The 20,966-nt window shown below is 73.9% G+C and carries 12 protein-coding genes; 5 read left to right on the top strand and 7 right to left on the bottom strand.

Annotation, left to right across the window (positions count from 1 at the left end; translation table 11 throughout):
- The first annotated feature begins 139 nt into the window (after positions 1 to 139).
- Positions 140 to 3,982 carry a multifunctional oxoglutarate decarboxylase/oxoglutarate dehydrogenase thiamine pyrophosphate-binding subunit/dihydrolipoyllysine-residue succinyltransferase subunit gene (locus I003_RS0118860; protein ID WP_027772929.1) on the top strand — a complete coding sequence of 1,281 codons (3,843 nt, stop codon included), beginning with the start codon at positions 140 to 142 and terminating at the stop codon, positions 3,980 to 3,982.
- A 114-nt stretch (positions 3,983 to 4,096) separates the two neighbouring features.
- Here I003_RS0118860 and fxsT read toward each other — a convergent pair whose 3' ends face one another.
- The 7 genes from fxsT to I003_RS0118895 all read right to left on the bottom strand — a co-directional run bounded on the left by fxsT (position 4,097) and on the right by I003_RS0118895 (position 16,549).
- The gene (gene fxsT / locus I003_RS0118865) at positions 4,097 to 7,072 is read right to left on the bottom strand and encodes an FxSxx-COOH system tetratricopeptide repeat protein (protein WP_027772930.1); all 2,976 of its coding nucleotides are present in this window, start codon (positions 7,070 to 7,072) and stop codon (positions 4,097 to 4,099) included.
- A 66-nt stretch (positions 7,073 to 7,138) separates the two neighbouring features.
- Positions 7,139 to 8,386 (bottom strand): FxsB family cyclophane-forming radical SAM/SPASM peptide maturase, encoded by a 1,248-nt coding sequence (locus tag I003_RS0118870; protein ID WP_027772931.1) that lies wholly within the window; start codon positions 8,384 to 8,386, stop codon positions 7,139 to 7,141.
- 250 nt (positions 8,387 to 8,636) lie between these two features.
- Positions 8,637 to 8,849, bottom strand: coding sequence for a YxD-tail cyclophane-containing RiPP peptide (locus I003_RS0118875; RefSeq protein WP_027772932.1), 213 nt, complete (start codon positions 8,847 to 8,849; stop codon positions 8,637 to 8,639).
- 66 nt (positions 8,850 to 8,915) lie between these two features.
- Complete coding sequence (locus tag I003_RS0118880; protein ID WP_486584288.1) at positions 8,916 to 12,215, bottom strand: SAV_2336 N-terminal domain-related protein; 3,300 nt, start codon at positions 12,213 to 12,215, stop codon at positions 8,916 to 8,918.
- 5 nt (positions 12,216 to 12,220) lie between these two features.
- Positions 12,221 to 13,258: an AAA family ATPase gene (locus I003_RS0118885; RefSeq protein ID WP_027772934.1), complete on the bottom strand. Its 1,038-nt coding sequence runs from the start codon at positions 13,256 to 13,258 to the stop codon at positions 12,221 to 12,223.
- Positions 13,259 to 13,793: 535 nt separating this feature from the next.
- Complete coding sequence (locus tag I003_RS0118890) at positions 13,794 to 15,977, bottom strand: VMAP-C domain-containing protein (RefSeq protein ID WP_027772935.1); 2,184 nt, start codon at positions 15,975 to 15,977, stop codon at positions 13,794 to 13,796.
- Positions 15,974 to 16,549, bottom strand: coding sequence for a CU044_2847 family protein (locus I003_RS0118895; protein ID WP_027772936.1), 576 nt, complete (start codon positions 16,547 to 16,549; stop codon positions 15,974 to 15,976). Before I003_RS0118895 ends, I003_RS0118890 begins: the two co-directional genes overlap by 4 nt.
- A gap of 148 nt (positions 16,550 to 16,697) precedes the next feature.
- Between I003_RS0118895 and I003_RS0118900 the strand changes: the two genes are divergently transcribed.
- The 4 genes from I003_RS0118900 (at position 16,698) to I003_RS0118915 (ending at position 20,277) form a co-directional block, all read left to right on the top strand.
- Complete coding sequence (locus tag I003_RS0118900; RefSeq protein ID WP_027772937.1) at positions 16,698 to 16,877, top strand: DUF6104 family protein; 180 nt, start codon at positions 16,698 to 16,700, stop codon at positions 16,875 to 16,877.
- A 133-nt stretch (positions 16,878 to 17,010) separates the two neighbouring features.
- Positions 17,011 to 17,949, top strand: coding sequence for a DUF4097 family beta strand repeat-containing protein (locus I003_RS0118905; RefSeq protein ID WP_027772938.1), 939 nt, complete (start codon positions 17,011 to 17,013; stop codon positions 17,947 to 17,949).
- A gap of 1 nt (position 17,950) precedes the next feature.
- Positions 17,951 to 19,198 (top strand): PadR family transcriptional regulator, encoded by a 1,248-nt coding sequence (locus I003_RS32645; RefSeq protein ID WP_078564165.1) that lies wholly within the window; start codon positions 17,951 to 17,953, stop codon positions 19,196 to 19,198.
- Positions 19,199 to 19,287: 89 nt separating this feature from the next.
- Positions 19,288 to 20,277 (top strand): fibronectin type III domain-containing protein, encoded by a 990-nt coding sequence (locus I003_RS0118915; RefSeq protein ID WP_027772939.1) that lies wholly within the window; start codon positions 19,288 to 19,290, stop codon positions 20,275 to 20,277.
- Positions 20,278 to 20,966 lie beyond the last annotated feature (689 nt).

Consider the following 20,966-nt stretch of genomic DNA (forward strand, 5'->3'; position numbering starts at 1 on the left):
ACATCCGGGGCCCAAACCACGTTCGCATTGTGACTTACGCGACCTCCGGCGGGTGCGGCCTGCACGTACCAGCTCAGGGGGCGTAGCCTTGTTTTCCGCTGTCCATCACCTTGTGAAGCGGAAGAGGGCGGTTGCCGCCGTGTCGTCACAGTCCCCTAAGAGCAGCTCGTCGAGCGTCCGGACCGAAGAGCCCAGCCAGGGCCGGGACCCTGCTGCCGCCTTCGGTCCCAACGAGTGGCTCGTCGACGAGATCTACCAGCAGTACCTCCAGGACCCCAACTCGGTGGACCGGGCCTGGTGGGACTTCTTCGCCGACTACAAGCCGGGCACCGCCGGCGGGAAGCAGGGGGCGGCGACGCAGGCGGCCCAGCCCGCGCCCGCCGCGCCACCGGCGCCCGCGGCCCAGGCGGCTCCGGCCGCGGCTCCGGCTCCGGCCCCCGCCGCGCCGCCGCAGCAGGCACCCGCGCCCGCCGCGAAGCCCGCCGTCGACGGCCGGCCCATGGCCCAGCCGCCGGCCAGGCCCACGGTGGCGCCCGCCCGGCCGGCGGCACGGCCCGCGGCCGAGCCGGCCGCGAAGCCCGCCGCCGCGGCCCCGGCCGCCGCGCCCGAGGGCCCCGAGCTGGTCACCCTCCGCGGCCCCGCGGCCGCCGTCGCCAAGAACATGAACGCCTCGCTGGAGCTGCCGACGGCCACCTCCGTCCGGGCGGTCCCGGTGAAGCTCCTCTTCGACAACCGCATCGTCATCAACAACCACCTGAAGCGCGCCCGCGGCGGGAAGGTCTCCTTCACGCACCTCATCGGGTACGCGATGGTCCAGGCGATGAAGCTGATGCCGTCGATGAACCACTCCTTCGCGGAGAAGGACGGCAAGCCCACCCTGGTCAAGCCCGAGCACGTCAACCTCGGCCTGGCCATCGACCTGGTCAAGCCCAACGGCGACCGCCAGCTCGTCGTCGCGGCCATCCGGAAGGCCGAGACGCTCAACTTCTTCGAGTTCTGGCAGGCGTACGAGGACATCGTCCGCCGCGCCCGGGCCAACAAGCTCACCATGGACGACTTCACCGGGGTGACCTGCTCGCTCACCAACCCCGGCGGCATCGGCACCGTCCACTCCGTGCCGCGGTTGATGCCCGGCCAGTCCATGATCCTCGGCGTCGGCGCGATGGACTACCCCGCCGAGTTCCAGGGCACCTCCCAGGACACCCTGAACAAGCTGGGCGTCTCCAAGGTCATGACGCTCACCTCGACCTACGACCACCGCGTCATCCAGGGCGCCGCCTCCGGCGAGTTCCTGCGGATCATGCACCAGTTGCTGCTGGGCGAGAACGACTTCTTCGACGAGGTCTTCAAGTCCCTGCGCATTCCGTACGAGCCCGTGCGCTGGCTCCGCGACATCGATGCCAGCCACGACGACGACGTCACCAAGGCCGCCCGGGTCTTCGACCTGATCCACTCCTACCGGGTCCGCGGCCACGTGATGGCCGACACCGACCCGCTGGAGTACAAGCAGCGCAAGCACCCCGACCTCGACGTCACCGAGCACGGCCTGACGCTCTGGGACCTGGAGCGGGAGTTCGCCGTCGGCGGCTTCGCCGGCAAGTCGATGATGAAGCTGCGCGACATCCTCGGCGTACTGCGCGACTCGTACTGCCGCACCACCGGCATCGAGTACATGCACATCCAGGATCCGAAGGAACGCAAGTGGATCCAGGAGCGCGTGGAGCGCCCGCACGACACCCCGGAGCGCGAGGAGCAACTGCGCATCCTGCGCCGGCTGAACGCCGCGGAGGCGTTCGAGACCTTCCTGCAGACGAAGTACGTCGGCCAGAAGCGCTTCTCGCTGGAGGGCGGCGAGTCCGTCATCCCGCTGCTGGACGCGGTCATCGACGCCGCCGCCGAGTCCCGCCTCGACGAGGTCGTCATCGGCATGGCGCACCGCGGCCGGCTCAACGTGCTGGCCAACATCGTCGGCAAGTCGTACGCGCAGATCTTCCGCGAGTTCGAGGGCAACCTCGACCCGAAGTCGATGCACGGCTCCGGCGACGTGAAGTACCACCTGGGCACGGAGGGCACGTTCACCGGCCTGGACGGCGAGCAGATCAAGGTCTCGCTCACCGCCAACCCCTCCCATCTGGAGGCCGTCGACCCGGTCCTGGAGGGGGTGGTCCGCGCCAAGCAGGACATCATCGGCAAGGGCGGCACCGACTTCACCGTGCTGCCGCTGGCGCTGCACGGGGACGCCGCGTTCGCCGGCCAGGGCGTGGTCGCCGAGACGCTCAACATGTCGCAGTTGCGCGGCTACCGCTGCGGCGGCACCGTGCACGTCGTCATCAACAACCAGGTCGGCTTCACCGCCCCGCCGGAGTCCGCGCGTTCCTCGATGTACGCCACGGACGTGGCCCGCATGATCGAGGCGCCGATCTTCCACGTCAACGGCGACGACCCCGAGGCCGTCGTGCGCGTCGCGCGGCTGGCCTTCGAGTACCGCCAGGCGTTCAACAAGGACGTGGTCATCGACCTCATCTGCTATCGCCGCCGCGGGCACAACGAGGGCGACAACCCGCAGTTCACCAACCCGCAGATGGTCGAGCTGATCGACAAGAAGCGCTCGGTGCGCAAGCTCTACACCGAGTCGCTGATCGGCCGCGGCGACATCACCATGGAAGAGGCCGAGCAGGCCCTCCAGGACTTCCAGGGCCAGTTGGAGAAGGTCTTCACCGAGGTACGGGACGCCACCGAGGCGCCCGCCCCGGCCGAGGTGCCGGCGCACGCGCTGCCCGGCTTCCCGGTGGCCGTGGAGACGGCCGTCTCCGAAGAGGTCGTCAAGCGGATCGCCGACTCCCAGGTCAGCCTCCCCGACCAGGTCTCCGTGCACCCGCGGCTGCTGCCGCAGTTGCAGCGCCGGGTGTCGATGGTCGAGGACGACACGATCGACTGGGGCATGGGCGAGACGCTCGCGTTCGGCTCGCTGCTGATGGAGGGCACCCCGGTCCGGCTCGCCGGCCAGGACTCCCGCCGCGGCACGTTCGGCCAGCGGCACGCGGTGCTCGTCGACCAGAAGACCGGCGAGGACTACACCACGCTGAACTACCTCGCCCCGGACCAGGCCCGCTTCAACGTCTACGACTCGCTGCTGAGCGAGTACGCGGCGATGGGCTTCGAGTACGGCTACTCGCTGGCCCGGCCGGACTCCCTGGTGCTGTGGGAGGCGCAGTTCGGCGACTTCGTCAACGGCGCGCAGACCGTCGTCGACGAGTTCATCTCCTCCGCCGAGCAGAAGTGGGGCCAGTCCTCCGGCGTCGTGCTGCTGCTGCCGCACGGCTACGAGGGCCAGGGCCCGGACCACTCCTCGGCCCGTATCGAGCGGTTCCTGCAGCTCTCCGCGCAGAACAACATGACCGTCGCGATGCCCACCCTGCCGTCGAACTACTTCCACCTGCTGCGCTGGCAGGTCCACAACCCGCACCACAAGCCGCTGGTGGTCTTCACCCCGAAGTCCATGCTGCGGATGAAGGCGGCGGCGTCGCGGACGGCCGAGTTCACCTCGGGCGGCTTCCGGCCGGTCATCGGCGACGACTCCGTCGACCCGGCGGCGGTCCGCAAGGTCGTCTTCTGCTCCGGCAAGGTCTACTACGACCTCGACGCCGAGCGTCAGAAGCGCGGCGCCACGGACACGGCGATCGTCCGGCTGGAGCGGCTGTACCCGCTGCCCGGCGCGGAGATCCAGGGGGAGCTGGCCCGCTACAGCGGTGCCGAGAAGTTCGTCTGGGCCCAGGAGGAGCCGGCCAACCAGGGCGCGTGGCCGTTCATCGCGCTCAACCTGGTCGACCACCTGGACCTGATCATCGGCTCCGGGCCGGTGCCGAACGCCGACCGGCTGCGGCGGGTCTCGCGTCCTTCGTCGTCCTCCCCGGCGGTCGGCTCGGCCAAGCGCCACCAGGCGGAGCATGCCCAGTTGACGGCCGAGGTCTTCGACCTCTGAGTCCCCGCGGGGTACGGGCCGGGCCCGTACCCCGCAACGGCACCGGGGAAGGGCCCCGCACGCGCTGCGTGCGGGGCCCTTCCCCGGTGCGGGGGCGCACCCCCGCGGTCGCGCTTACGTCGGCTGCGGCTCGAAGTCCCAGTACGGGCGCTCCCGCCGGCGCGACGCGATGGTGTGCGGGTGGTCGGCACCCAGCGTGTCGCTGAGGACCTGCATCGCCTCCCGCTCGACCTTCTTCGCCTCCTGCGAGCGGCGCTGCGACCGCAGGTCGTCCGCGAGGGCCATCATCGCCGACAGTGCCATGGGGTGCTGAGTGCCGAGGACCTCTCTGACCGTGTCCAGCGTCTGCCGGCTCAGCTCCTCGGCGTGGTCCGGCGCGTCCAGCCGGTTGCGGGCGGCGGCGGCGTTCAGCGCGCACCCCAGGGTCCACGGGTGTGCGGGCCCGACGGCGGCCGTCATGCGGGTGAGCGCCAGCTCCGCGATCTCGGACGCCTCCTGCCAGTCGCCGGTGGGCCACAGGGCGAGCCCGACGTTACCGAGGGTGCCGGCGGTGTACGGGTGCTGCTCGCCGAGCATCGCCTCGTACCGCCGGTTGACCGACTCGGCCAGCTCCCGCGCGCGCTGCAGGTCGCGGTGCTCGCGCAGGAAGGTGGCGTAGTCCGCCTCGACCATCAGGGTCTCGGGGTGCCGGGGGCCCTGGACCTGGGTGAATCGCTCGACGACCGACTCCATGAGGGTGTCGGCCTCATTGAGCCTGCCCAGCCTGCGCAGGCAGAGCGCGAGATTGTGCTCGGCGCGCAGCGTCTGCGGGTTGTGCCTCCCCCTGACCTGCCGGTGCAGCTCGGCGTTGAGGCTCTGCCCGGAGTACGCCTCCTCGTACCGGCCGAGGAGGCGGAGCATCCAGGCGTAGTGAATGCCGGACACCATCGTGTGGTAGTGCTTGGCGCCCAGCCGCTTCTCGCGAAGGCTCAGCAGGCGGCGGTGGAGATCCAGCGCCTCGCGGTACCGTCCCAGCAGGCCCAGGGTGAGGGCGTAGTTGCCGAGCGGCGACATGGTGCGCGGGTGCTCGGGGCCGAGGAGGCCGGCGTACTTGGCGCGGACGTCGTCGAAGAGGTCCCGGGCCGCCTCGAACTCGCCGAGGCCCATCAGTGCGCCGCCCAGTCCGTTCCGGGCGCGCAGCAGGTCCGGGTCCTCCGGGTCGCGGACGGGGACGAGGACGTCGACCAGTTGGCGCCCCGCGGCCTCGGACTCGCGGAAACGGCCCAGGTTGCGCAGGGCCTCGGCATGCCGGTGCACCAACGTGATCATGGGCCGGTGGGTGGGCTCCATCCGCACTGTCCAGTGGGACAGGGCCAGCTCGGACATCCGCAGCGCGGTGCGGTACTCACCGCGCGTGATCAGGTAGTCGATGCAGTGCAGCACCAGCTCCTGCACGGCCGGGTCGGAGCTCTCCATCGCGCCGGCCGGCTCCAGGTGCGGCAGCAGCTCGGCGTACCGTCCCCACTCCCGGGTGTCCAGGGGGCGGCGGGGGTCCGCCGCGGCGAGGATGCGGCATGCCGTGGCGGAGAGTACTTCGCGCTCGTCCTCGGGGAGGTCGCTCTGCAGGAACCGGTGGTACAAACGGTGCATCTGAACCTTTTCCACCTCGGTCTCCGGCGACTGCTCCGACAGGTAGTCGATCGTGACTGCGGTGGACTCCGACAGCCGGCGCAACGCGGAGTGCCAGCTGATGGGGTCGTTCGCCAGCTCCGCCAGGTGCGGCGGCAGCTCGTCGCTGCGCTCGACGATGCGGGACACCGGAATGCTGTCCGGGGAGAAGAACGCGAACAGGTTGAGCATCGCGGCTGCCGCCGGGGTCTTCTCCCGCATCCCGTTCAGCGTTATCGACCAGCTCGTCAGGAAGCCCATCGGATAGTCGGAGCCGATGCTGATGCCGAACTTGCCGGGCTCCTTCTCGCGCAGCAGCTCGATGTAGTCCGCGGGCGCCATCGTGCTGGAGTCGAGCCACGCCGCGGTCTGGCTCAGCACCAGCGGCAGGTCCTGCACCGCCTCGGCGAGCCCGTCCGCCTCGGCCTCGGTCAGCCGCGGAGCGCGGCGGAGCGCGAAGGCCGTGCTCTCCGCCCGGGTGAAGTGCGGGACCTCGATCTCCTCGGCGCCGCCGCTGACGGCCCAGTCACGCGTGCGGGTGGTGATGAGCACGTGCCCGTCGCCCTCGGGGATGATGTCGTCGAGCAGCTCCATCTCGTCGGCGCTGTCGAAGACCAGCAGCCAGCGGCGGTACGGGCGGCCGGTGCGCAGGGCGTCGCGGACCCGGCGGACCCGGTCGCCGATGTTGTTGCCGACCGGGAGGTTGAGCCGTACGGAGAGGTCGGCGAGCTGCTCGCGGGCGGTCATGCGGTAGCTGGCGTTGACGAACCAGACGACGTCGTAGTCGCTGCCGAACCGGTGGGTGTACTCGATGGCGATCTGGCTCTTGCCGACGCCGGAGATCCCCGAAAGCGCGATCCGGGTGCCCTGACCGGCGGCTCCGCTGCCGGCGGAGCCGCTGGCCAGGGCGCCGTGCAGGCGCTCCAGGATGGCGTCGCGGCCCGTGAAGCGGTAGTTGCGGCGGGGCGTGTTGAAGACGACCGGCGGGTCGTTGGGAAAGCGTGGCGCGCGCTCGGGCTCGCGGTCCGGGCGGACGGGGGCGTCCGGGTCGATGCCCAGCCGGGTGAGGATACGGCGCCGGGCCTCGCCGGTCCCCAGGTCACGCAGGTCGACGGGGGCCAGGGCGGCCGCCGCGGTCGGCATCGCGGTCGCCACGGTGGCGGCGGCGAACCGGTGCGCGTGCTGCGGAATGACCGTGTGCAGCGCGTCGTTCCACTCGTCCTCACTGCGCGGGCCCAGACCGAAGTACCAGTCGTCGAGGACGAGCAGGATACGGTCGGGCGCCGCCAATAACCCCGTCAGCTCGTCGACCAGCGGCCTTTCCCGCGCCGGGTTCCAGCGGAGCATCGCCGTGGGGTGTCCGAGCAGTTCGAGCTGATGGGCGATCCAGGCCGCCCACGGGCGGTTGAACCCCGCGTAACTGATGCTGATGGGCTCGGCCATGCGACCGTCTCCCTCCACAGTCCCGGCAGCCTGTATCTCTCGCACAGTATCCCATCTGGCTGCCCGTCAGCTCACGCACGGCGGTGCCGCGGGCACTCTTCGTTCGTGCGTCACGGCGGCGTCCAGCCGGTGGGCGACATGCCGGATGAGCTGTTCCAGATCCGTGCAGTACACGGACGGGTTGCGGAACCCCTCGCCGGCGCGGTAGCGGTGCGCGTAGTTGCCGCCGCCGCACACCCGGACCACCGGGCAGCGCCTGCACTGCTCGGCCAGCGCGTGCAGGCCCAGTTGCCGGGCGGCGACGCCGGGGTGGTTCAGCGCCTCGTCGAAGGAGTTGCCGAAGACGTCCAGGCCGGTGCCCGAGGCCCCCTCGTAGACGGATTTGAGCGAGTCGACCTGCTCGATGGCCCCGTCGGTCTCCACCACCAGCGCCGTGACCGGCGACAGGCCCACGGCTTCCGTGCCGCTCGGCCGGCCCAGCAGCAGCCCGAGGATCTCGGTGAACAGCCGCACCCGCGGCGACGGCCGGGGCAGGTCCCACCACAGGTCGAAGACCTCGCAGAGCCAGTCGCCGTACGGTGTGGGGCCGCCGCCGGGCACCGGGGCGGGGGGCGGGGCGGACCAGTTGGCGTGCGGCAGCAGGAAGTCCAGCACGGGCGGCCGGAGGGAGCACAGCGAGTCCAGCACGGCGCCCGGCGAGGCCGTCACGTCCACCGTGCAGAGGATGCCGCCGTAGCTCTCGGGGTGCCGCTGCAGCAGCCGCGCCGCACGGGACAGCGCGGGCCAGGAGGGCCGTCCGGCGTGGTCGACGCGGCGGCTGTTCAGCTCGGGGGTGCCGCCGTCCGCGCTGAGGCCCACGCGGATGCCGCCGGCGGCGAGCGTCTCCAGTGCGGACTCGGTGAGCAGCGTGCCGTTGGTCTGCACGCCGGCGACGAGGGTGCAGTCGGCCGGCAGGGTGGCGCGTACCTGCGCGGTCTGCCGGACCAGCGAGGCCGCGCCGGCGAGCAGCGGCTCGCCGCCGTGCAGTTCGACGCGGACCCGGCGCAGCCCGTGGGCGCGCACGTGCTCGGCGATGCGCTCGGCGGCACGTCGGGTGGTGGCCTCCGGCATGCGCGCCGGGCGGCGGCGCCAGCCGCTGTCGGCACCGTGGTACACGTAGCAGTACGTACAGGCCAGGTTGCAGCGGCTGTGCATCTTGAGAATGAACTGCCGAAACGGTACGCCTCGTACCCCCGAGGCGCGGAGCCTGCCGACGTCCAGCAGCCGCCCCGGCCACGGAGCCTCCTCTTCCGCGCCCGTGCTTCCGTAGCCCATGCCGCTCCCCGGTCCCCCGAATCTGGACGGTGACGGACCGCCGCCTTTGGATGCATGGCGCACATGTCACGCGGACGAAACCCCGTGGAAGTCCACCTGACCATTTCTGTGCGCAATCTGCCGCGATCCGGTCCCCTCTGTTCATCGACGGCGACTTTGGCGTCGGCAGGGTGGGGGCGGCGGTGATTCGGCCCGGGCGGTCGCCGGGGACCGCCCGGTCGGCTCAGCGGGTGCGGCAGTGCATACGACGCTAGTCGGCGGCAGCGTCGTTCGTGAAGTACGCGCCCGCCTCTTCCTCGGACGGCCAGTTGCGCAGCAGATGGGCGACGACCCCGGCGAGCACCGGGTGGTCGCCGCGGGCCGCGACCGCGTGCACGTCCACGTCGCTGAAGTCGGGAAGGCACGCGGTCGAGGGAACGGCTGACGGTCTCCCGTCCGGCGCCGCCGACAGGGGGTTCTCCACTCTGTACTCCTCCGGAAGGGTGTGAGAGTCCTTCCCCGAACAGTCGTGCAGCAAAACGGTCCCGGCTCAGTCGCCCGCTTCGAGGGTACGGATCTGCTCGCGGGTCAGCACCGCTCCCGCGCTCTCCGTCTGCTCCGCCCGGCTCCACTGCTCCCAGGCGTCCCGGTACGCCCTGAGCGCCGCCGCGCGCCCCGCGGTCGGCTCCAGCATCTGCCCCCGCCTGTGGTGGGCGCTGGCGGCATCCGCGCTGTCGCCGGCCTCCTCGGCCAGGAGCGCCGCGCGCCGGTAGCAGTCCGCCGCCCGCTCCTGCCGCTGCCGGAACTCGGTCCGGATGTCGAGCAGGAGCTGGACGTCCCCCAGCTCCAGCCACGCCTGGGCGCGCACGCGCGCGGGGGCGTCGTCCTCGCGCGCGGCCCCTTCCAGCACCCACTCGGCCTCGTACAGGTCGGTGCGGGTGCCGGACGACTCGTACCGCATGCGCAGGGCCCGGCCGAAGAGCAACTGCCGCCGCGGCAGGTCCGGATGGCGCTGCGGCGTCTCCGCCAGCACCTCGCGCAGCACCGGCACCGCACGCCCGCGCAGGCCCGCGTCGTCCGGGGCGAGCTGGGCGCGGCGCATCAGCAGCTCGCCGTGCTCGGTCAGCACCTCCCCGTACAGGGCCGCGCCCGGCGGCAGCAGCGCCAGTGCGTCCTCCAGCCAGCCGTCGGCCTCGGCCAGCAGCTCGCGGCCCCCGCCGCGGGCGAACTCCGCGATGCGCACCTGGGCCTTGCGGCGCAGGCTCTGCGCCTGCAGCCGGTAGTCGTCCAGGGCGGCGGCCAGCCGCCCGGCCCGGTCGAGCGCGGCCAGTGCGCGGCCCGCGCCCGCGTCGCCGGCCGCGGTGGTGTTGGCGTCCGCCAGGTCGAGCAGGGCCTCGCACTCCTGCCGGCGCAGTTCGGGGCCGCCCTCCATGCGCAGCAGGTCGACGCCGGTACGCAGGTCGGCCGCCGCGCGCAGCCCGTACGCCCGGGTCTCGTCCACCGTGCGCTCCGCCTGGGCGCGGCCCAGGGTGACCCGGCCGCGGGCGAGGAACAGCCGCGCGGGCACCAGCTCCTCGTCCGGCCAGCCCGCCAGCAGCTCGTCTATCGTCTCCTCGGCCTCGTGCAGCGCCGCGCCGTCGCCGGTCAGCGAGTGCAGCCGGCGCAGCACCTCGGCGAGCAGCCCGCCGCGCTCCTGCCGGGCGGCGTGCGTGGTGACCAGGGCGCGGCTGTCGCGCAGTTGCACGGCGGAGGCGCGGAGCGCCGCGACGGCCATCTCGTGCTCGCCGTCGGCCGCGCGCTCGCGGGCCACCTCCCACATCACCTCGGCGTACGTGAGCCGGTCACGCAGCGGCGGCGCCCCGGCCGCCGCCGGCGCGCCGCCGCCCGCGGCTGCTTCGGAGCCGTCCGCGGCCAGCGCGCTACGCGCCCACTGCTCGGCCTCCGCCAGCGCGTCCGGCTCACGCAGCCGCTGCCAGTGCAGCAGGAGCGCCCGCGCCAGCAGCCCCTGCTGCGCGGTGTCCCGCTCCTCGACGACCGCGCGGCGCAGGGCCCGCACGGCGTCCAGCAGGTCGCGGACGCTGCGGCTGTCCTCGTACTGGCGCAGCAGCTCCGCGCCGCCCGCCTCCGCCGGTCCGCGGAAGGCGGGCTGGAAGGCGCGCAGCACCTGCTCGGAGACGCGCGCGAACTGGTCGGGGACCTTGCCCTCGCCGAGTTCGGGCTCACGGTCCTCGCCGGAGAGATACGCGACCGCGACGGCGGGAAAGTTGCGCGCGCCCTGACCGAAGGTCCGCTCGATGTACAGCGAGCAGTGCTTGAGCACGAGCGCCGCCTCGCCGTGGCTGAGCCGGCGCAGCAGCAGCTCGCGCACGCCCGGGCGGAAGTCGAACCACGGGTCGTCGCCGACGGGTTCGGGCGCCGGCTGACGCGCCCCTCCGCGCGCCGGTTCACGCGCCACGACCAGCTCGCTGAGCAGGATCTCGGCGGTCTCCGCGGGCCCGGTGTCCGGGAACAGCGCGCGCTGGACCAGCCGGATGACCGGCAGCACCAGGGGCACGGCGGCCAGGTGGATGGCCAGCAGCCGGGCCGCCGGCGAGGCCGTCGCGTCGAACGCGGCGAGCGTGGCCGCCGGGTCGGGGCGTTCGTCGGCGGTGCGGGCCGCCGCGGCCGGGGCGGCGGCGTGGTCGCGGCACACCCAGCCCGCGGCGCCGGGCAACGACAGGCCCTCGCCGGCGGCCAGCAGCCGGGCCCAGGTGCCGACGGCGGCCGGCTCGGGGGCGAGCACGGGCAGCGGTCGGGCGCCGGCCGGGGGGACGTCGCCGCGGGTGCCGGCGCGGAAGTCCAGCGTCGGGTACGGGCCGGGGTGCCGGACGAGCAGGCCGGGCAGCGCGGCGAAGGGCATCTCGCGCCACCGCCGGTGCGGCAGCGGCTGGACGACGGCCACGGGGGCGGTGCCCAGCCAGCCGTGCAGCATCCGCTGCATCCGGCCGTCGGCCCACATCGGGCCCGCGCAGTCGCTGAGCACGAGCGTCAGCCGCCGCCCGCCGGGGTCGTGCAACTGGCCGGCATCCCCCAGCATCGACGGCCGGCCCTGCTCGCCGGTACAGCCGACACCGCCGTCCGGCAGCGGGTACAGGCGGTGCACGGTGACATCGCGGAAGGCGCCGGAGCGCTCGGCGACCGTCCGCAGGTCCTCCAGCAGCCGGCTCCACACCTCCATGGCGGGCGAGGCGTCCATGAGCAGTTGGAGGGTGGCGCGCCGGCGGGGCGTACGCAGCACGGGGATGACGAGGTCGGCCCGCGCGCTCAGCTCGGCGGTCTCGTCCTCGTCCAGCTCGCCGGGCGCCACGGCCGCGACGCGCGGCTGGTAGCGCCGCAGGGGGCGCAGCGCGCGCTGCAGCGACACCAGGGCGGGCAGCGCGGGCGGCTCCGGCACGCCGACGCGGCCGAGCTGCCGGTACCCGGGGCCGTCCACGGCGTCGGGCACCCGGGTGCCCGGGAGAAATCCCGGGCCCGCGGCGAGTCCCACGCGCCGCTCGGGCACGGTGTGAGCCCCCGCGCCGGTCGTGCCGGAGGCGTCGTCGGGGCCCTCGGCGCGCCGGGTGCCACGGCCTTCGGAAGCGACGGCGGCATCGGGAAAAGTGGCTGATTCCCTATGGGTCGCCACCCCCGCCCCGTCGGCGCGCGGATCCGTCCCGGGCGCCGGCCCCGCGCTGCGCGCGAGCTCGTCGGCAAGCCACAGGACGTCGGCGAGGCCGCGGGCGTCCGGGGGCAGTCCGGCGGCCAGGAGCCGGCCGACCAGTTCCTCGGCCTTCTCCTGCCCGTCCTCGCACCCGAGCCCGCGCCCCGCCATCGCGCTCACCGCGGCCTGTTGATGGGCCGCATCAGCTCCTCGGTCACGCGCCGGGCGGAGCCGTCCGCCTGATCCCAGTCGGCCTGCCGGGTCAGCTCGATGGCGTTGAGCAGTTGGTCCACGGCCCGTACGTCGCCGGGTCCGGCGGCCAGGAAGCGGTCGATCAGCTCCGCGAACCGCTCGTCGTCGCCGTCGGGGAAGTGCGCCCGCACCATCCCGGTCAGCCGCGCCCGGTCCGGCACCGGCAGTTGCAGTTCGATACAGCGGCGGCGCAGCGGCGCCGGGAACTCGCGCTCCCCGTTGCTGGTGAGCACGATGAACGGGAAGGCCCCGCAGCGCACCCGGCCGCCGCGCACGGGCACTTTCGTACCGTCGTCGCTGAGCACCTCGACCACCGGCGCCCGGTCGGCGATCCGCTCCAGCTCGGGGATCGTGAACTCGCCCTCCTCCAGCACGTGGAGGAGATCGTTGGGCAGGTCGATGTCGCTCTTGTCCAGCTCGTCGACGAGCAGCACGCGCGGGCGCGCGGAGGGCAGCAGCGCGGTGCCGAGCGGCCCGAGGCGCACGTAGCGCCCGATGCCGCCGCCGGGCTCCGCGGAGGCGGCCTCGTCCGCGGTGTCGGGCCGCCGGGCGGCCCGTTCGAGCTGGGCGTCCTGGAGGCGGCCGATGGCGTCGTAGGCGTACAGGCCGTCGCGCAGCGTGCTGCGGCTGACGATCGGCCAGGTCAGGACCCGGCCGAGGCCCAGCTCGTACGCCACCGAGTGCGCGAGCGTGCTCTTGCCGCTGCCGGCCTGCCCGGTGACGAGCAGCGGGCGGCGCAGATAGAGCGCGGCGTTGACCATCTCGCACTCGCGGGTGCTGGGCCTGTGGTGGCTGGCCTCGCGTCGTCGCTGGCCGAGTCTGCGCTCGGACGAGGGTTCCAGCGCGGCCGGCGGAGGCACCGGTGGACCGCCGTCGAATTCTCGCCAGGGAGGCGGTGCCGGCAATCTCTCCATACCGTCGTGGGGGGCGCCGGTGCCTCGGTAGATGAGCCACTCGCTCACGTCGTAACCCCTTGTCGCCGACCGGGCAGCGGGCTTGCCCCACTGTCTGCCCGGCGACGGACGAGGGCAACCCTCACGGGGATAAGAGGCTAGCCGGGCGCACAGACGCCGGGTGCCGAATCGGCCAATCCGCGTGGTGGCGGGCCGGTTTCGTCCAACTGGGCATGGGGTGCGCGAGGTTCGCCCCCGGCGCACGTGGACGCCCGCGCGCCGTTCACCCGTTCACCGGCCAACTCACCCATTCACCACCACCCGTACGCCCTTCACGCCCCCCGTCGCGGGGCGTACGACCGCATCCGCCGGCGCACATTCCACGCCACCGCCCCGGGCGCGAGCGCCGCCGCGCCACCGCCCCCGACGGCATCACCCGCGCACGTCCCACGCGTCCCGATGAACCCACGCGCCACTCGCTCAACGCGCGCCACACACGCGCCAGGACCCGATGACGTCACCCGCGCACAGCCCCTGCGCGCCTCCCGGCGTACCCACGCGGCCGTGGCTCAACGCGCGTCACACACACGCCCCGCCCGGCAGGTCAGCCCCCGGCGCCGATCGCGTCGTCCGCGTCGTCGTAGAAGAGGATCACGTCCGCCGCGCACCCCCGGCCGGATTCCAGCGCCTCCCTGCGCACCTCGTGCAGCCGCTCGGGCAGGTCCCGCACGACCGTTCCCGTACCGTCGGCCAGCAGCGCCGCCAGCTCCTCGTGGTACGCCTCGCACGCCTCGTCGCACTCCTCGCCCTCGTGGCCACCCGCGCGCCACAGCGCCACCGCCGTGCCCTCGTCGAGCAACTGCCCCACGACCGCCGCCCGCACGCCGGCGCCGCCCAGGGCGTGGCAGAACACCGGCACCGCGCCGTCGCCGGCCCCGCGGCCCCAGTCCGGCGGCTCGGCCCGTACCAGCCGCTGCCGCGGCGCCCGGCTCATCCGCCGCCACCGGTCGCGCCAGAGCGGCTCCGGTTCCGGCCCGGCGCGCGCCGCGTCCCGGTGCACCACCGGCCGCACCGTGCCCGCGGGCGGACGTCCGGCGGTCGACCGGCCGGACACGGGCAGCTCCCAGCGGTACGTGGGCTGGGCCTGCCGCTCCTCCGGCAGCGCCACCTCCAGCCGCACCCGCGTCTGCGCCTCGGCATCGGCCCCGAGCAACTGCGGCGCCAGCGCCTGGAGCACCTGCTCCTCCGCCTCCTCGAACGACCCGCCGGCGTACGACTGGTCGAGTGCGACGTGCTCCCACTCCCCCTTGCCGTAGCCGCGCCGCACGGTCCAGTTGTAGCGGGGCACCGTGGGTGCGGCGGGGTCGAGGAACGGCAGCTTGTCGAACGTGACGAGGACGCTCACCGGCGCCCGCCGTACCGCGTGGATCTCCCGCCGCTGGCGCGGCGTCAGCTCCCCCGCGCGCTCCGCGACCCAGGCTTCGAGGGATTCGACGGCGGTACGCACCCCGGCGTCGGCGCTCGCGCCGGGGTCGGCGGCGGCCTCACGGGCCACGAGCTTGAGGTACAGCAGCATGTCGCGCAGCGCGCGCTCCGGTGCGGCCTGCCGGTGCAGCAGCCCGTGGCCGTCGCGCCAGTCGCGCAGCCGCCGGGTGCCCAGCGGGCGGCCCTGGATGTCGAGCACGTGGTGCACCAGCCGTTCGACGACCTCCGGGTCGCGCGGCGCGGGCAGGTCGGCGAGCCGCCACAGCGCGCTGAGCCGGTCCAGCGCGCCCCAGGCCCCGAACCGCGGCGGGCCCAGCGCGCGCTGCAGGTCGGTCCAGGAGGTGCGTTCGTCGTCCATGCCGTGGTGGCGGTGCCAGTGCCAGGCGTCGTGCAGCCGCATCAGCTCGCGGTACGGCTCGGGGCCCAGGCCCTCCGCACCGGGCAGCAGGTGTTCCGGCGAGAGGGCGTGCAGCTCGTCGAGGGACACGGCGGTGCCGCCGCCGGTGCCGCTGCGGTAGCGGGCCTTGACCACCCCGACGACCTCGCCGCGGCCGAGGTGCAGCACCGGGCCGCCGGAGGCGCCCTTCCGGATCGGGGTGGGGGTGCCGAGCAGGATCTGCTGCCCGTTGCGCCCGGCGAACTCGGCGCTCAGCAGGGCCGCGTCGGGCCCGTCGCCGCTCCCGGCGCCGGCGCGCCCGTGGGCGCTGAGGAGGACGGCCTGGTCGAGGAAGTCCTCGTAGCGGTCGCCGAGCCAGACGGGTTCGCTGCCCGCCGGCGGCCGGGCGGGCCCCTGCTGGCCGGGCTGCCCGGGCGGACCACCCCCCTGAGCGCCGATGAGCCCCCCGTGCGGGAGCCCGTACCGCGCGTCGCCCCGGGGGCCCTCGCCCCCGCCCGCCCCGTCGGCCCGCGCCGGCAACAGCCGTACCAGGGCGAGATCCGGCCCTACCTGCATCACCGCTTCCGCGAATGTCTCGTCGCGTACCTCCGGGTCGCGGCCCATCCGCGCGGCCGTGCTGTCCGGCGACGGCATGCTGTACTCCACCCGCCCCGGCACCGTACGCCCGCCCACGACCACGCCGATCAGCTCGCCCGGCGCCGTACCGCGCCGCCAGCCGTCGGGATGGACGAAGACGTGCGCGCAGGTCAGGACCCACTCCGGCGCGACGAGGAACCCGCTGCCCCACAGCGACCCGTCCCCCGACCCGGGCGCCGCCCGGATGTCGACGGTCGCCGCGGCGGCGAGTGTGCAGAGCTGGTGACGCGCGTAGTCCGCGGATTCGCTGCTCTCGATGGGAACCCTCATACCGGTGCAGACGTCGCGGAAGACGGGCCGGATGCACCAGATGCAGCCGTATCGGGCGCGGCCGTCGAGGCGGCCGGGGCCGCCGTTCCGCCGGGCTCGGCCGGCCGGGCGCCGGGCTGCCAGGTCAGCGTGACCGACAGTTGCGCCGTGGTGCTCGCGTCGGCCAGCAGCGCGATCGCCTTTCCGGTTCCCGCGGAGATCTCCACGCCGAACGTCACACTCACCTCGTGCGGCGCGGCGGCGGCGGTCGCCGCACGTACGGAGGCGGCCACTCCGCCGACGAGGGGCGCGAAGCCGGCGAGCCGGGCGGTCATCCGGCCCCAGTCGGCGACGGGTTCGAGGTCCGCGTCGTCTGCGCCCACGTCAGCGGCGGCGACGTCTTCGGCGTCCGCGTCGAGGTCCGCGAGGCCGGCGTCGGGTTCGACGTCCCACCCGGCGCTCCGGCGGGCACCCCCGGGCGCCGGCACCGTCGCCCGCGACCCCGCCGCGACCCGCTCGTCCAGCGGCGTCGCCCGGACCCACACCTCGGTGCCGTCCGGCAGAGTCACGCGCTGCGGAAGGTTGCCGCTCATCCGATTCCCCCGACTACGCTGGGTGGCCAATACACCGAGATTAGTCCGCCGGACCACCGCCCCGCGACGGTACCCGCGGCTGCGCGCCGGTCGTCCCCCGTGGTGAGCGATACTGAACCGGTCACTTCCCCCTTCCGGAGCACCCACCATGTACTTCACCGACCGCGGGATCGAGGAGCTGGAGAAGCGGCGCGGCGAGGAGGAGGTCACCTTCGAGTGGCTTTCCGAGCAGTTGCGCACGTTCGTCGACCTGAACCCGGAGTTCGAGGTTCCGGTCGAGCGGCTGGCCACATGGCTCGCCCGCCTCGACGACGAGGACGAGGAGTAGCCGGCGCGGCCGGCCGGCGGCGCGGGGCTCGCGCTTGACTTCCGCACACCGCGATATATCGTGTCTCATCAGATACGCGATATGTTGCGTTGGGGCGTGAGCGCTCGCCAGAGCCCGAGTCAGGAGGCCGTGGATGCCGGTGCAGCTTGTGGCCGATCCCCAGACCCTCGCTTTCGAAGAGCCGGTCACGGCCCTGAAGGTGCGGATCGTCAACGGAGCCGTGCACGTCGTCGGAACCCCCGATGACACCGGCCGGCCGGGCGCGGCGCGGCTGGAAGTCAGCGAGATCGAGGGCCCGCCGCTGCGCGTCTCCCTGGAGAACGGCGAGCTGACGGTCGCGTACGAGGACCTGCCCTGGCGCGGCTTCCTGAAGTGGCTCGACCGCAAGGGCTGGCGCCGCCGCGTGGTCGTCTCCCTCGCCGTACCCGCCGCCGCCCGCGTCGAGGTGGGCGTCGTCGGCGCCGACGCGGTCGTCTCCGGCATCACGGGCCGTACGGACGTACGCGGGGTCAGCGGGGGAGCCACCCTGGTCGGCCTCTCCGGCCCGGTCCGCGCCGACACGGTGTCGGGGGAACTGGAGGCCCAGGCCCTCGAGGGCGACCTGCGCTACAACTCCGTCTCCGGCCCCCTCACCCTCATCGACGGCGCCGGCGGCAACGTCCAGGCCGACACCGTCAGCGGCGACATGGTCATCGACCTCTCCCCCGCCGCCCGCGCCGCGGACGTCCGCGTCCACACGGTCTCCGGCGAGATCGCCATACGGCTGCCCGAGGAGCCTGACGTCGAGGTGCACGCGACCACGACGAGCGGCGCGGTCTCCAACGCCTTCGCGGCACTGGACGTCAGCGGCCACTGGGGCGCGAAGTCCGTCGAGGGCCGCCTGGGGACGGGCAAGGGGGCGCTGCAGGCGACCACCGTCTCCGGCGCCCTCGCCCTGCTCCGCCGCCCGCCGGGGGCTGACGAGGAACGGGACGACGCGCCGGGCGGCACGCCGGGGGACGTACCGGGGGACGCGCCGGAGGACGTACCGCCGGGCGGCGCGACCGGCCCGGCCGACAAGAAGGTGTTCTGACATGGCCCCCGTCTTCGCCCACGGCCGGCTCCGGCTCTACCTGCTGAAGCTGCTCGACGAGGCCCCCCGCCACGGCTACGAGGTGATCCGCCTCCTCGAAGAACGCTTCCAGGGCCTGTACGCACCCTCCGCCGGCACCGTCTACCCCCGGCTCGCCAAACTGGAGACCGAGGGCCTGGTCACGCACACCTCCGAGGGCGGCCGGAAGGTCTACGCGATCACCGACGCCGGCCGCGCCGAACTGGCCGCCCGCCAGACGGAACTCGCGGAGCTGGAGCTGGAGATCCGCGAGTCCGTCGCCGAACTGGCGGCCGAGATCCAGGCGGACGTCAGCGGCACGGCCAGCGACCTGCGCCGCGAGATGCGCCAGGCCGCCAAGGAGGCGCGCACGCCGGGCGGCGCGCGCGGCGCGAACGCCGGGGAGAAGGAGTCGTGGCGGCAGGCGAAGGAGGAGTACAAGCGGGCGAAGCAGGAGTTCAAGGAGCAGGCCAGGCGCGCGAAGGACGAGACGCGGCGGGCCCGGCAGGACGCGGAGCAGGCGCGCAGGCACGCGCGTGAGACGCAGGAGCGGGTGCGCAGCGAGGCGGAGCGGATCGCGCGGCAGGTGCAGGAGCAGGTGCAGACGCGGGTGCGTACCGGCGACTGGCAGGGCGGCCTGATGGACGGCCTGGCGGAGCTGACGCGGGAGCTGGGGAACCTGGGCGGCTTCGGAGGCCGCGGTACGGACGGGGGGACGGGTCCGGGGACGGACGCGGGCGCGGGACCGGGGCCGGGGCCGGGGGCGGGTCCGGGGCCCGGCGCGGGCGGGGCCTCCGGCACGGGTCCGGAGGCCGCCTCTCCGTCCGACAGGATCGCGGACGCGGCTGCCCCCACCCCGCCCTCCGGCGGGTTGCACACGGGCCCGGGAACCACGGGCATGGACGGCGTCAGGACGCCCTGGCCGCCGTACGTCAAGCCGGACCCCGCCGACACCCCGGAGTGGGCCGAGGAGGACACCCCGCAGGACGCCACCCCCGCCGAGCTGGCCCGTGAACTGGAGCGCCTGCTCGACCGGTTCCGTGACGACGTCCGCGACGCCGCCCGCGACAACGGCGTCTCGCCGGACCAGCTCCGCGAGGCCCGCCGCCACCTGTCCACGGCGGCGGCGCATCTCACGGCACTGCTGCGCATGGGCGGCGGTGAGGGAGGCGGCCGAGGCGGCGGCAGAGACGGCGGCAGAGACGGTGGCGGGGGTGGCCGGAAGGGCTGAACTGCGGGGCGCCGCCGACGTCTTGAAATGTACGCGGTGGTGTGCGAAAAAGGTCTGGACCTTTGCTTCGCACGATGAGAGGCGTCCCTGTGAGGCCCACCCCCACGCTCGCCGCGCTGAGCACCACCGCCGCCTGCCTCCTGGCCCTGACCGCGACCTCCTGCAGCTCGGACAGCGGCGCCGCCGCCGAACCGCCGGACACGCCCACCGTGCCGACCGGCGTCACCGTCTATACGAGCACGTCCACGTCGGTGCACGTCATGTGGAACAAGGCGGCGGAGGCGGAGAACGTACGGCGGTACGAGGTGTATCGCAACGGCAAGAAGATCCAGAACGTACCGGCGGCGAAGCACATGATCGACGTCACCGGCCTCAAGCCGTCGTCCTCGTACACCTTCTCCGTACGCGCCCGGGACGCCGGCGGAAAACTCTCCGCCCCCGGCCGGGCCGCCCCCGTCACGACCCCTTCGGCGGACGCCGACGACAGCAAGCCCCCGACGCGGCCGGCGAGTCTCCGGGCCCGCGCGGACGGCCCCCGTTCGGCGACCCTGACCTGGACGAAGGCGAAGGACGACAAGGAGGTCACGTCCTACGACATCTACCAGGAGGGAACCAAGATCCACAGCGTCGGCGGCACGGAAACCACCGCGGCGGTCACCACCCTCCGCCCCGACACCCGCTACACCTTCACGGTCAAGGCCCGCGACGCCGCCGACAACTCCGGCCCGGCCAGTCCGTCCGCCACCGTCACGACGCAGTCGGAACCGGACGGCAAGGCAGGCGCGGAGGTCCCGACCGACCTCCAGGCGACGGCCCGCAAGGACGCCGGCGTGTGGAACCTCGACCTGGTGTGGAACGCCCCGAAGGCGGGCGGGGACATCACCGAGTACGAGGTGTACGTGGACGGGAAGTTCGGATCGAAGCTGGTGCTGGGTGAGTCGGCACCGAAGGACACGGGACGGATCAGCCTGCCGTTGGAGAAGGGGAAGGGGACATACGCGGTGAAGGTGCGGGCGAAGCTCTTGGACGGGAAGTGGGGCCCGTTCACGAAGGAAGTGAAGGCGACGGCGGGCGGGTAGCAACGGCGGCGTGCGGTTCGCCGGTCGAGGGCGGAGTGACCCGGGTACGCGGGACCGGGGTGGGGGGGGGGTGGGGTGCAGGAGGCGGGTCGACGGCGAAGCCGCCACGGCCCGCCGGGGCCCGCCGGGGCCGGGACCGTGAGGGCCGGAGGGGTAGGGAGGCCGCCAGGCCGAGAAGGCCGCCAGGCCGAAAAGCCGCCAGGCCGAAGTATGTCGGGCCCAAGTACGGGCCGAAGGGTGTCGGGCCAAGGTTGGCCGGGAGGCCGGAAGGCCGGAAGGCCGGGGCACCGCGAAATCGAGGAGGCCGCGGAGGTCGGGGCGCCGCAGGGCCGGGGCGGCCGACTGGCCGTGACGGCCGGAGGAGCCGGGCCGCCCCGCCGGGAGGCCGGGGCACCGCCGGGGACCACGTCCCCCGCACGCCCGCCCAAGGGTATGCGCCCGCTCTGACAGTGGGCCCGGGTCACCGGCGCCGACGGCCGGCCGGCGTGGTGGGTGAAGCGGGTGCGGGGGTACGCGCCGAGCGGAACGGCAGTTAGCTGAGCGGACCGGTGCCCGGGGGTACGCGCCGGGGTGGCCGTTGGTGCGTGGGGTCGGCCCGGTGCCGGTGAGGGCCGGGTGGGCGCCCGTCCGTGACCGAGGCGGACGTCGGTGGGTGCCGCGTCGTGGGCGCCGTTGTTCGCCCCGAAACG

It is taken from the genome of Streptomyces sp. CNQ329, from assembly GCF_000482585.1.

Coding starts and splice junctions, on each gene's coding strand:
- I003_RS0118890 (WP_027772935.1), bottom strand. CDS start 15,977: ATGAGGGTTCCCATCGAGAGCAGCGAATCCGCGGACTACGCGCGTCAC.
- I003_RS0118900 (WP_027772937.1), top strand. CDS start 16,698: ATGTACTTCACCGACCGCGGGATCGAGGAGCTGGAGAAGCGGCGCGGC.
- I003_RS0118880 (WP_486584288.1), bottom strand. CDS start 12,215: ATGGCGGGGCGCGGGCTCGGGTGCGAGGACGGGCAGGAGAAGGCCGAG.
- I003_RS32645 (WP_078564165.1), top strand. CDS start 17,951: ATGGCCCCCGTCTTCGCCCACGGCCGGCTCCGGCTCTACCTGCTGAAG.
- I003_RS0118905 (WP_027772938.1), top strand. CDS start 17,011: ATGCCGGTGCAGCTTGTGGCCGATCCCCAGACCCTCGCTTTCGAAGAG.
- fxsT (WP_027772930.1), bottom strand. CDS start 7,072: ATGGCCGAGCCCATCAGCATCAGTTACGCGGGGTTCAACCGCCCGTGG.
- I003_RS0118870 (WP_027772931.1), bottom strand. CDS start 8,386: ATGGGCTACGGAAGCACGGGCGCGGAAGAGGAGGCTCCGTGGCCGGGG.
- I003_RS0118895 (WP_027772936.1), bottom strand. CDS start 16,549: ATGAGCGGCAACCTTCCGCAGCGCGTGACTCTGCCGGACGGCACCGAG.